This window comes from Nostoc sp. T09 (assembly GCF_002154695.1).
Lineage (GTDB): Bacteria > Cyanobacteriota > Cyanobacteriia > Cyanobacteriales > Nostocaceae > Aulosira.
Genome location: NZ_MTAV01000110.1, coordinates 53,635 through 65,996 on the forward strand (window position 1 = coordinate 53,635; position 12,362 = coordinate 65,996).

The 12,362-nt window shown below is 40.6% G+C and carries 9 protein-coding genes; 4 read left to right on the forward strand and 5 right to left on the reverse strand.

Annotated elements, in window-relative coordinates; translation table 11 throughout:
* The first annotated feature begins 744 nt into the window (after window positions 1–744).
* The 3 genes from rsmH to BV372_RS21810 all read left to right on the forward strand — a co-directional run bounded on the left by rsmH (window position 745) and on the right by BV372_RS21810 (window position 2,605).
* A complete protein-coding gene (gene rsmH, locus BV372_RS21800) occupies window positions 745–1,641 on the forward strand; it encodes a 16S rRNA (cytosine(1402)-N(4))-methyltransferase RsmH (RefSeq protein ID WP_086688583.1) in 897 nt (298 codons plus the stop codon).
* Between the two features lie 202 nt (window positions 1,642–1,843).
* Window positions 1,844–2,203, forward strand: a complete 360-nt coding sequence (locus BV372_RS21805) for a papain fold toxin domain-containing protein (RefSeq protein ID WP_086688595.1) — start codon at window positions 1,844–1,846, stop codon at window positions 2,201–2,203.
* 33 nt (window positions 2,204–2,236) lie between these two features.
* A complete protein-coding gene (locus tag BV372_RS21810) occupies window positions 2,237–2,605 on the forward strand; it encodes a hypothetical protein (protein WP_086688596.1) in 369 nt (122 codons plus the stop codon).
* A 125-nt stretch (window positions 2,606–2,730) separates the two neighbouring features.
* Here the strand turns inward: BV372_RS21810 and BV372_RS21815 are convergent, their stop codons facing one another.
* From BV372_RS21815 to BV372_RS21830, 4 genes are all read right to left on the reverse strand, one after another.
* Window positions 2,731–4,248, reverse strand: coding sequence for an ATP-binding protein (locus BV372_RS21815; RefSeq protein WP_086688584.1), 1,518 nt, complete (start codon window positions 4,246–4,248; stop codon window positions 2,731–2,733).
* A 1,670-nt stretch (window positions 4,249–5,918) separates the two neighbouring features.
* The gene (locus BV372_RS21820; RefSeq protein WP_086688585.1) at window positions 5,919–7,805 is read right to left on the reverse strand and encodes an ABC transporter ATP-binding protein; all 1,887 of its coding nucleotides are present in this window, start codon (window positions 7,803–7,805) and stop codon (window positions 5,919–5,921) included.
* A 315-nt stretch (window positions 7,806–8,120) separates the two neighbouring features.
* Complete coding sequence (locus tag BV372_RS21825; RefSeq protein ID WP_086688586.1) at window positions 8,121–8,699, reverse strand: single-stranded DNA-binding protein; 579 nt, start codon at window positions 8,697–8,699, stop codon at window positions 8,121–8,123.
* 425 nt (window positions 8,700–9,124) lie between these two features.
* Window positions 9,125–10,381, reverse strand: coding sequence for an FAD-dependent oxidoreductase (locus BV372_RS21830; protein ID WP_086688587.1), 1,257 nt, complete (start codon window positions 10,379–10,381; stop codon window positions 9,125–9,127).
* A gap of 196 nt (window positions 10,382–10,577) precedes the next feature.
* On the opposite strand from BV372_RS21830, the gene BV372_RS21835 reads away from it, so the two are divergent.
* On the forward strand, window positions 10,578–11,939 hold the full coding sequence (locus BV372_RS21835) for an ABC transporter ATP-binding protein (RefSeq protein ID WP_086688588.1): 1,362 nt from the start codon (window positions 10,578–10,580) through the stop codon (window positions 11,937–11,939).
* A 136-nt stretch (window positions 11,940–12,075) separates the two neighbouring features.
* On the opposite strand, the gene BV372_RS21840 is transcribed toward BV372_RS21835, so the two are convergent.
* Window positions 12,076–12,270 carry a hypothetical protein gene (locus BV372_RS21840; RefSeq protein ID WP_256973377.1) on the reverse strand — a complete coding sequence of 65 codons (195 nt, stop codon included), beginning with the start codon at window positions 12,268–12,270 and terminating at the stop codon, window positions 12,076–12,078.
* Window positions 12,271–12,362 lie beyond the last annotated feature (92 nt).

Genomic DNA, 12,362 nt, shown 5'->3' on the forward strand with positions numbered 1-12,362 from the left:
CCACACGCTACCATCATTGGTCCTGTTTCAATGAGGAACATACGCCAGTATTTAAGTGTCCCTCGGAATTGATCAGCTGCTTTCATCATGCTGCTAGCTAAAGTTACAAAAAATTTTCTCTGATGAGAGCGTTGCCTAAACATTTGAGCAATTTCCCAATTGATAATTAACCTCCGATAGCTCTGTCATCCAGAACCTATCATTTCATCTATCTGTGCGCGATCGCCAGATTTTTAGATTTTTAAGTGCGATTTCCCATCGCCAGGTATTTTTTGCCAATCCACATATCCATAAAACTTTCCACCTCCGAATAACTGATGAATTTGATATGCACGCGAAACTTATTTGTCGTGATGCTTGGCGACAAACTAATATCACGTAGATTTTGTCAAAATTAATTTGACTTCAATCATTAGTGAATTTACGGTGGTAAATGCGAAATCTCAGGGGAAGTACTTAATCAAAATTTAACTGAACTATCTTCCCATACCCTGGAGCTTTTTGTTCAAGCTTAGTTTAATACCTGATCCCAGTAATTCAAATAAGCAATAGTACCCATTAGTATATATGAATATCTTGTAAACTGCTACTAAGAGGGGTGATTAAAAATCCGCAAATCCTCTCAGTGGCAATATGTCATCCATCCGAAGAACTAAGTTAAATCTTTGAAAAAGCTTTATCAAATCCTTAAAATTGCAATTTATTAAGTTTTTATTTATTCTCTCTAAAGAAACAAAAATAAACATGAGCCTAGATTCGCAAAAACCGCTGGATACAGAAGAACCGATGTTTTCACATATTCCCGTGTTGAGTCGGGAGCTAATTGAAGGTTTAGCAGTGCATTCCGGTGGACATTATTTAGATGCAACAGTAGGGGGTGGTGGTCATAGTCGCCTACTGTTAGAAGCCGCGTTGAATGTGCAAGTAACAGCTATAGATCAAGATGCGGATGCTTTAGCCGCCGCCCAAAAGTATTTAGTTGCATATCAAAACCAGGTTAACTTCATTCGCAGTAACTTTGCCGCTTATGAATTTTCACAGGGGACTTTTGATGGTATAGTCGCCGATTTAGGAGTTAGCTCTTACCATTTGGATACACCAGAGCGCGGTTTTAGCTTCCGCCACACCGCCAGTTTAGATATGCGCATGGATCTAAGACAATCATTAACTGCGGCTGATGTGATTAATGACTGGGATGAAGCAGAATTAGCAGAAATCTTTTTTAAATACGGTGAGGAAAGATTATCGCGGCGCATTGCCAGACGTATTGTCGAAAGACGGCCGTTGCATACTACTGTGGAATTAGCAGAAGCGATCGCATCCTGTGTTCCTCCTAAATACCGTTATGGGAGAATTCACCCAGCTACCCGCGTTTTTCAAGCTCTGCGAATTGTAGTCAACGACGAGCTAAAATCCTTGGAAACCTTCTTGGATAAGGCACCAAACGCTCTTATTCCTGGTGGCAGAATTGCAATGATCAGTTTTCACAGCCTAGAAGACCGCATAGTGAAGCATAGCTTAAGAAATTCACCATTATTGCGAGTTATAACCAAAAAACCGATCACAGCCCAAGAAGAAGAAATTGCCCAAAATCCGCGATCGCGCTCTGCCAAGCTCAGGATAGCAGAGAGGAAGGAGTGAAGGGAAGCAGGGGAGCAGGGAGCAGGGGCAATACGGTTCGGTTAAGGGGAAAAGGGAAAAGGGGAAAGGTTTAAATTCACCCTTAACCCTTTTTCCCTTGCCCTTTGCCCAAACTACAAGGGAAATGAAAAGTGCTTATCCGAACTGTATTGGGAGCAGGGGGACAAGGAGGACAAGATTTATTTGATATTGGGGTGTGGGAGTGAATCAGTTATCCAATGAGAAGATTTATCAGGAAGTTGGTAGCATAGTTGCAAATTTTGAACTGTATAAATGTGAGGAATGCGCTACTGCTGTGATGCAGTGGTTAAGAGAGAATAGTATTTCTGGAAGAATTATTAAAATTCAAACGCGATTAGGTGAGGATTATATAATTAGTAAACGTCTAGAAAAGCTATTAATAAACGATTCAATTACACTGAATGGGATTCATTACGGTGTGGAGGTTAAAGAAAGAGTATTTGATAATTTGTCAACGGAGGGATTGACTCTTAGGAATTGGCTCAATGATTTTGAATGCTCCAGTGGTGAATTTATTGTTGATTATTTGGATGAGATTTAGAACGAAATAATTATGGAAATGAGGTTTGAGGAAATGAGCAAATTATTTGAGATTTTATCAAAAATTAAAACTAAGCCAGGAATGTATATTGGATGTACTTCTGTCAGTGATTTGTTTCATTTTATAGTTGGTTTTAAAACTGCTTTGAGAGAATTAGGGGTTGAAGCAACTATGGAAGAAATGGATTTTTATCGGGAGTTTCAACCTTGGATACAAAAAAAATATCATGTATCAACTTCTAATTCTTGGGCTAAGATAATTATGCTTCATTGTGGAAGCGAACAAGAGGGTTTTCATGCCTTCTACAGGTTGTTGGATGAATTTCAAGATAGGAATAAAAGTTTAGACAGGCATGAGTTGGGTGAAATAGCTTCTGATGAAAATACACAGATTCCAGCGTGATTGTTTTTAGCCTAGAGGACTAGTATTTTATTTTTAAAATACACGTAGGGCACCCAACACTTAAGCTTTAAGAGTAGGTCATTTTTTTAAATATCAAACCGGATTTCTATAGACTCTTGACTATTTTAAATTACCCACTGAAGGCTGATTTGTTTTGGCAATTCGATGTGGAAGGTGGAGCCTTCACCGAGGTTGCTGGTGACGCTAATTGTACCTTGCATCATCTGTACTAATGATTTGGTAATTGCTAGCCCTAAACCCATACCCTCATACTTACGACTATTACTTTGATCGACTTGCCGAAATTGCTCAAAAATACACTCTAGGTAATCTGGAGCAATACCTATGCCTGTATCTTGAACTGCGATCGCAATTCTCTCACTAGAAATTTCCCAAGCTTTGACTTTAACGCCACCGGTGGCTGTGAATTTGATGGCGTTTGACAACAGCTTGACTAAAACCTGCCTGAGGCGATCGCTGTCGTTTACTATCAAGGGACAAGTAAGATTGACATCTACTTGCAAATCTAATAACTTTTCCTCGGCTAGGGAACGATGTTCAGCTACGGTTGTCAAAACCAAATCCGCTAAATTAAACTCTTCTGCTTGCAACGACAAATTACCAGCTTCGACATTAGCAAAGTCAAGCATATCTTCAATAATGGATAGCAAATGATTGCCATTATTGAGAATGCGTTGCACCATCTCTATTTGTTGCTCAGATAAGGTGGAGCTACGCTGACGCAACAAGACTTGTGATAAACCCAAAATTACATTCAGGGGAGTGCGGAGTTCATGGGAAGTTGTAGCCAAAAATTGGGACTTTAACTCTGCTGCTTCTAAAAGTTGCAAGTTTTGCAGCTGAATTTGCTGGCGGATTTGTTCAAGTTCGTGATTTTGCTCTAAGAGAATTTCGTTTTGTCTGGCTAACCGTTCTTCACGCTCCTCTAAGACTTGCAGCATGATGGTATTGTTAATTGCGATCGCTGCTACCTCACCCAATGCATCCAGAAGGTTTTGTGAAACAGCATTAAAAGCATGGGGATTTTCCCAGTTACCAATTGCCAGTACTCCCAATCGTTCTGCTTGTGCTGATTTAATAGCTACAGCATACATTGAAGCGGGTGTGAATGCTGAGAAGACTGGGACGCAAGGAAACAAAGAGCATGAGGGAAAGTCATCAACAACACACTCTATATCTTCTCTAGTTCCTTGAAATAGCTGGGCTACACCAGTGGCAAATACCTGAGTGAGTAAACCTGACTTAGTATTAAAATTCTCATCAGAGGAAATTGATTCACCTCGCCAGCCCCAGAGAAGATCTCCAGATTCTAGACTGCCATTGAGTTTGAGAAAAGGTAATTTTTCTGATCCTATTCCTGCTGTGGTGGTTAATTCCAGCTGTTGAGCTTGGGCATTATATAACGCGATCAGACAGAATTGAGCGCTATCAATGGTATTACACACTTCCCTAACTATCACTTCTAATAGATCCGGTAAATGGGTAAGCCGCTGGTTTGTAATGTTAGTAAGTAGCTGGAGTATCCCCAGTTGTTGCGGTAGTTGGGGGGAGATTGATTCTTTCCCCATATCGGTGTGCTGTCCAGTTAAAATCATGATTACCTGACGGCGATTTGTTCCCATATCCGTCGGTGTTGCTCTTCATTAGCGATTTTATTCTCCAAACTGTTCCCAAAAATTTTCCCTCTACTTTTGGCACAATTTGAAGAATATCTACTCCGCAGACACACAACGGCTGATCCTTAAAAATTTCTGCTTAATATCTCCTGGCTACTAATAATTGCATTTGTATGCCAGATTTTTTGAGTATTTAATTGCTTACTATTCTGCTTAATTCATCGGAGTTTACCAATAGGATTTTTAAAGTTTTTTCTATTGCAATTATTTTATCAACTTCTTTCGATGCATACACTATTTTTTTCTCGGTAAATTTACTGGATTTTTGCTTTATTTTTCTTTATCTTATCTCTAAAGCCACTTTAGTTTATGTAATATATTTAGCTGTAAAGATATTTAAATTCTTTATCAATGTCAACTGTATTTGCATTTACATATCTATACATATAAACTGATATAGTAGAAATTCAAGTTATCTAATAAAAAATCTCATTTTTTATATTATTTACTAAATTAAATAGAATATTTTCTTATTAGGAGTATGACAACTTTTTCTAAACTTCTTGCCATACAAGGCTTTCAGAAAAAATCATTAAAACTATACATAATAAATTTAATTTATTATTTAGATTAATAAAAATTCAATGCTTACTACTAGCAATCCAATTTGAATATTTTTACAATCATAAAAATATAATTCTAAAATTTATATAATTACACTTTATTAGTAAATAATGCTTTAAGAGAAATAAATTATATTATTTAAATAATAAAACTTACATGAGTAATTTTTTTAATAGCATTTTTAAATATAAATAAATATAAGGATTACACAATTAAATAATTTATAACTTCAATTTCTATGTTTTGAATTAGCAACAATATTTGCTAAGACAACTATTTTTTATTCATTGTTTTAAACTATTCTCTATGAAAAAACTGCCTCACTTACTGTGAAGCCAATAATAGTATCTATGAGCAGATTTCTACTTTGCACGTAAGGCTAACTTGAGTTAGGTGCCGATGTATTTAATTTATCTGCCTCAATTGAGACTGAGCTTTTTTTAACATAAAACATTAGGTGGGGGTCAAGACCTATAGGGGGTATTACACCCTGCCTAATTAAATAACGCTATAATCCGCTTTACATAAAGGATTTATAGCTAAAGCGATCGCGGAATAGAGGAATCAAGGTATAAATTTATATATTTTCTTTATTATTACCTTTCGCGCTTTTGGGGTTTAACTTCACAACTCTCATTAAAATTCCCTGTAAGCTACAGCAGCGTTACTAAAACTACCAGAGCAAACCTTAATATATGTGGATTCCATAGGCGATCGCTCTTTTAACCAAAACAGAATGAGATTGTATTGCCATATTCAAGTATCACCTTAGCTGATTTATGACGACCGCTGGGAACAAATCAGGCACCAAATAACAGAAGATGAAGAATTTGCCAAACAGTTGCAGATGCAAACTCCTTCTATCCTCCAGCCGGAACTAGGGAATCGAAACCTTAGGAATGATTCGATTTCATCTGGATGAGTCAAAGAAGAAGAATTCAGAATCCAATTAGTGGGGGCTTGATACCCCTAAGTCATCCACCACTCGCACACTCGTCATTCTGACTCCAGGCTCCTGACTCCTGACTACTTCTTGGTCAGTACAAAAGTTTTTATGATGCCCGCTTTTGGCGATTTCGCATCCGTTCGGGGCTACCGGTGGGAATCGCAGCTATTAAATGCTGTGTATACTCTTCTTTAGGCTCATGATAAATACTTTCTGCTGTACCTTGTTCGACGATTTGACCGCGATTCATGACCAAAATGCGATCGCTCATAAATTTCACTACGCTTAAGTCGTGAGAAATAAATATGTAAGTTAATTTAAAATCATCCTGCAATTCTTTCAGCAAATTCAAAACTTGCGCTTGCACTGAGACATCCAGTGCTGAAACCGATTCATCGCAGATGATAAATTTGGGATTTAATGCCAAAGAACGGGCGATACAAACCCGTTGGCGTTGCCCGCCAGAAAACTGATGAGGATAGCGGTTGATAGCGTCTGCACTCAATCCCACCCGTTCTAAAAGTTCAACTACACGTTCTCGTCGTTGTTGCTTTGTCTTACCTACAGAGTGAATTACCAAAGGTTCCATGATTGCGTCCCCAACCTTCATGCGTGGATCGAGGGAGCTAAAAGGATTTTGGAAGACTATTTGCATTTCCCGCCGTAGTTTCTGCAACGGTTCGCCTTTGAGGGTAGTAATATCTTGTCCCTCGAATATAATCTGCCCATTCATCGGTTCAATTAAGCGCAGCAGAGTTCTGCCGAGAGTGGTTTTACCACAACCTGATTCTCCTACCAATCCAACTGTTTCCCCTGGTTTAACATCAAAGGAAACGTCATTCACTGCCATAGTGTAGCGTTTTGTGCCTCCAAACAAGCCTTTAACAGGAAAACCAACCTTGAGATTGCGGATTTGCAATAGAGGTTGCTTTTCGTTGAGGTCTGCTAATCTTTTAACTATCTGTTCGGTGGTAACTTCTGGGGGTGCTGAGGGTTCTTTGGCTTGAATTACTAATTGTCCGGTTGGAGTTTCCTCTACATTCATGTAGTCGGAAACTGTCAGGAGTTTTTGGGGATGGCGGTTAAGTGTCGGGCGACAAGCGACTAAACCTTTAGTATATGGATGTTGAGGATTGCTAAAAATTTCCGCTGCTGTATTATATTCAACAATTTTGCCTCGATACATCACCGCTACTCGGTCAGCAATTTCCGAAATTAGTCCCAAGTCGTGGGTGATGAAAATCATTGCCATCTCGCGGCGCTGCTGCAATTCTCGCATCAATTCCAGAATTGTCGCTTGTACCGTTACATCTAAGGCTGTGGTTGGTTCATCAGCAATCAATAACAATGGGTTACAAGAAATTGCCATTGCGATCATCACCCGCTGCAACTGTCCCCCAGAAAGTTGATGCGGGTAGCGTTCGAGCATGGATTCTTTATGCTGCTTTACTAACTGCGCCAGTTTTTGCTCATTAGGTTTAGGTGAATTTGGGTTAGTTTGGTTCCAGGTGTCGAGATATTGCTGTGCTATCCGATCATCGCTGGGAAGAAGTTTGACTTCTTGCAAACCTGCGATCGCAATTTTACGCGCTTCATTTGCTGACACCTTCTGATGTCGCATAATTGCTTCTGTTAGCTGAAACCCAATGTCATAAACCGGATTGAGTGAACTCATTGGTTCTTGAAAAATCATGGCGATGTCGCCGCCTCGATATAGCTGCATTTGCTCAGGCGGTAACTCGGCTAGATTAATTGGTGTGCCATTCTCCTGATGACGAAACCAGATTTCCCCACCACTAACTCTACCGGGACTTTGCAACAAACCCATTACTGCTAGGGATGTTACTGATTTACCACTTCCCGACTCTCCCACTATTCCTAAAGTTTCACCCCGATGCAGTTGAAAAGAGATTCCATCAACGGCTTTGAGGATGTTGCCATCACTGGAAAATTCAACTTGGAGATTGCGAACCTCTAGGATAGTTTCTCTCATGGGAATTGTGATGAATTTTTATTAAATAGTTATTTGGAGTTTAACAGTGATTTTAAGTGCTGAGTTTGAGTTGTACTTAAAGAGAATAAATTAGGACTTACGCACTGAAGCCTGAAACCCTGATCCCCCCTAACCCTCCTTTTTGAGGGGGAAACCTCTAAAGTCCCCTTTTTAAGGGGGTTGGGGGATCTGAGTGCATAAGTTCTGTAAATAAAAATATAACGGATGTAGGGGATGGTTTATCTTTGCGCCTCAAAAAAACTCATCTCTTACATCCGTTATCAATTATCTAAAACTTTTCAGCAGCAATTGCTGTTAGAAGGGAATATCATCGATATTCGGTTCTTCTTCTTTGACTGCTGGATAAGTAGTCCGCTCAAAATTTGTCGGTTGAGGCACAGGTTCAGGGTTGCTCACTTTGGGAATGACGCCAGCAGTACTAGTAGCTGGGGTAGGCGCAGGACGTGCTGACTCATAACTAGCGTTAGTCTTTTGAGGAGTGGAAGCTACAGGGGAAGATGGTGGACGTGAGGTTGTTTCCGTAACTGATGGATTTCTAGCCACCGATGGCGATGAACTAAGATCGAAACTGCCTCCTACGTTTTGAATTTGCTGCACTGTCAATTCAGCACGTTTTTCTTTGAAACCTTCTGGACGATCAATAGTATTCATCCCTAATCGTCCTACCAAAACGACGCGATCGCCTTGATGGTAGTTTTGCTGAATGTCTGTGGCTAAATTCCCCCAACCTACAACTTTCAAGGTAGCTGGTGCATCTTCTGCTTTTTGGGAATTGGGAAACTGCACAAGCATTTCCGTGACTGCTAAGTTATCCGCTGTATAGCGTAGTTGCGGTTCTTGTACGATTTCCGCCATCAAAACGCAGCTATTCATTAAAATCCTCCTGATAATCGCAAGTGCTGGCTCTTAAGTGGGGTTTTGATATGTAGCGCTAATTACTCTCTATATCTATTTTTAACTTTTACATTTCTAATAAGTAGTTGGACAAAATTAAATTTATTCGTGAAGGCAGGGAACAGGGAACAGGGAACAAGAAGAAAATCTGTGTAATTGATTCTGTTTAATTACTTATGCATTCTTTTTTTTGAGTAGGACTTACGCACTGCTGTTGAGTCAGTTTTAGCATAAAAGCCAAGCGATGGATGCTTTCGCACCCTTCGCTTGACTAAAGCAAGCATTGAATTCTACAACTGAGTAGTATAATTGTACCACTATAAATGTGGTTCAAAACAGTCAATCACGAAAAAATTCCACAACCAAGCATGAAAATTAATATCCATGTCCAATTTCGTTACAGTTTACGTTTGGACATGAACCGGAAAAACCCCCAAAGCAATCAACCGCGCTGGGAGGTCGCGCAAGATAGGTAAGCGCAGAAAAGCAGGTGGTTGGAAAGTTTGATCTGTTGTGAGAATTTTGGCAAATATCAGTTTTTGGATCGAGGTCTGAAATCCTTGAATGATCCGTGTGGGTAATTCTCTTTGGCGCTGAACTTTTGCTAAGTCCTTGAGTTCTAAATTTTGGTTCTTAAGTGGTTTAGCGATCGCATTAGCTGTGACGACAGCATCTTGAATTGCGTAGTTAATGCCAACACCACCCACTGGAGACATTACATGAGCAGCGTCACCAATGAGTAGCAATCCTGGACGATACCAACGTTTGACGCGGCTAGATTCAACTGAGAGAAAGGCGACTTGTGACCAATCATGTAAATTGGCAATCCGCTCGCTTAACTCTGGTACAACTTCGACCACCGATTTTTTTAATTCTTCTAAACCAGCAGCGCGTAGTTGTTGATAGCCGCCTTTGGGGATGACATAGGCAAGTTGCCACTCATCGCCCCGATCGAGCATGGCAATGAGGTGTCCTTGAGCAATGCGTCCCATTCCGCCCTCTGCGTCTTCTGCCTTGCGGGGTAGACGAAACCAAAGAACATCCATTGGTGGAGAAGTTTCAATTGATTCAAATCCACCTAGTTGCCTTAGCTTAGAGTGGCGACCATCTGCACCAACGCTAAGTTTTGCTCGCACTTCATGCCAACCGCCACCTCCCCGATAACGTACACCGTGAACTACCCCATCTTCCACAATTAATTCTTGGACATTCGCTCCCATAACCAACTGAAAATTGGAATATTTGTGCGCTTCTTGGGTAATAAACTCCAAGAATTTCACTTGAGGAAGCATTGTAATGTATGGATACTTAGTTTTCAGGTGACTAAAATCTGCCAAAGTGACGCTATCTTCGGCAGTTTGAATCCGAATTTGGCGCATTTTGGCATGAGGTAGTTGCAGCAAGCGATCGCTTAAGCCTAACTCCTCCATAATTTCCATAACTGATGGGTGAATTGTGTCACCGCGAAAATCGCGATCGAAGTCTTTGTGCGCTTCTAATAGCATCACAGGTATGCCTTGACGTGCTAGCAACAATGCCAGCACAGCCCCAGCTGGACCGCCACCAACAATGCAACAATCGGTAGTTTTTACATCTACAATGTCATGGGCAGGATTAACTGTTGCCTCCGGAGGAGCAGTTTCGGATATCGAGTTAGTCATAACAACACCCTCAGAAAGTCCTAGAATCAAGATTAGTTTCCTTTTGATACTGAAAGCTGTTTTTTTAACTTTTCGTATTCAGGTGTAATGTGTAAGATTAACGCTAAACTGTCATCTGTCATTTGTCCTTTGTTTCCAGTTAATGACTAATGACCAATGACTAATAACTCATAACCAATGAGAATCATTAATACTCGTGTCTCAAGTTGTCTTAGAAAATATTTATAAAAGTTTTCCCCCTCGCAAAGGGGAAAGTATCGCCTCGCCGTCCCAATCGTCCTTATCCTCTGGTAAGAAAACTGATGCACAGCGAGAGCGTGCAGACAATATTAATGTCCTGCGGCGCATTAACCTGACGATCGCCGATGGGGAGTTTATGGTACTGGTGGGGCCTTCTGGCTGTGGTAAAAGTACCTTACTGCGGTTAATAGCTGGTTTAGAAGTGATGACAGGCGGCAATATTTGGGTGGGCGATCGCTTGATCAATGACCTTCCTCCCAAGGAACGAGACATCGCAATGGTGTTTCAAAATTACGCCCTTTATCCCCATATGTCGGTGTATGACAACATTGCCTTTGGACTCCGTCGCCGCTTTGGATATGCGGAGCAGGGAAGCCAGGAAGCAGGGGAAGCAGAGGGACAAATCACCTCATCTCAATATTTTCAACACTTGGCTGAGAATCTCTTTGTGGGGATGACGCGATCGCTACCTAAAGGACTCCGCTATATTTCTGACAAAGAACGGGAAGTAGATGTGCAGGTGCGGAATGTTGCGCAAATGTTGCAAATTGAAGCCTTACTCAATCGCTTACCCAAACAGCTATCTGGGGGGCAAAGGCAGAGAGTTGCATTAGGAAGAGCGATCGCCCGTAATCCCCAAGTGTTTTTAATGGATGAGCCGCTTTCTAATTTAGATGCCAAATTGCGTGCGGAAACCCGCGCTCAAATTGTCAAATTACAGCGCCAGTTGGGGACAACCACAATTTACGTCACCCATGACCAAACAGAAGCAATGACAATGGGTGATCGCATTGCAATCATGAATCTAGGGCAAATTCAACAAGTTGCTTCTCCCTTAGAACTTTACAACCGCCCTATTAATCGGTTTGTTGCAGAATTCATTGGTTCGCCACCCATGAATTTCATTCCTGTGGAGTTTCATGCTCCCTTATTAATTACCCATTCCCAGTTTCGTCTTACCCTCCCACAAATTTGGGGAACTGCTCTACAAAAATATGATGGGCAAACTCTAATTTTAGGCGTTCGCCCAGAACACTTGAGCTTAAGTGTACCCGCTACGAAAAATTTACCTGTCCTAGTAGATTTAGTAGAAAACTTAGGTAACGATAGTTTTCTCAGCGTCACAATTGCTGATTCTGATTCTTCTAGGAACACAGTTGATTACCTACAAGTACGAGTCCCACCAGAAAGATCAGTGAGTGTTGGCGATCAATTGTGGTTATCATTAATTACAGATAAAATTCACTTTTTTGACCCCGCAACCGATTTAGCAATATTTCCTAAAAATTCATCTCCAGCCTTACCATTTGACAAATAATTATAAATAAAACTCTCACCACAAAGGTGAGAGTTTTATTGGGGCAATTGTTTTGTAACCTCTAGTTTATCAGAGTAATTTAGAAGTAAGTAAAAGGGCGGGTAATACCGCTTTTAATCTTCTTACTTCAGCAAGATTAAACTCTTACATAGTGATCAGGAACCCAGCGTCTACCATGTCGTGTTTGTTCCCAATGCCCAGGAATCAACTTTTGGTGGACAACTGGACGTGGACGGACAACAACATTGTTTTTATGGATAATTGGTCTAACAATGATTTGCGCTGCCGATGCTTGTGATGGTAAGGAGGCTATTGCAAGAGGTAATACCATTTCACCTTAATAATGATACAAATACGCGCTTCAGGGTTTAGCAATGCTCATTGGTGTCAACTTAAGAAGATAAAGCCCAAATTTGTTGGGTG

Coding starts and splice junctions, on each gene's coding strand:
- rsmH (WP_086688583.1), top strand. CDS start 745: ATGAGCCTAGATTCGCAAAAACCGCTGGATACAGAAGAACCGATGTTT.
- BV372_RS21810 (WP_086688596.1), top strand. CDS start 2,237: ATGAGCAAATTATTTGAGATTTTATCAAAAATTAAAACTAAGCCAGGA.
- BV372_RS21815 (WP_086688584.1), bottom strand. CDS start 4,248: ATGGGAACAAATCGCCGTCAGGTAATCATGATTTTAACTGGACAGCAC.
- BV372_RS21820 (WP_086688585.1), bottom strand. CDS start 7,805: ATGAGAGAAACTATCCTAGAGGTTCGCAATCTCCAAGTTGAATTTTCC.
- BV372_RS21825 (WP_086688586.1), bottom strand. CDS start 8,699: ATGAATAGCTGCGTTTTGATGGCGGAAATCGTACAAGAACCGCAACTA.
- BV372_RS21830 (WP_086688587.1), bottom strand. CDS start 10,381: ATGACTAACTCGATATCCGAAACTGCTCCTCCGGAGGCAACAGTTAAT.
- BV372_RS21840 (WP_256973377.1), bottom strand. CDS start 12,270: ATGGTATTACCTCTTGCAATAGCCTCCTTACCATCACAAGCATCGGCA.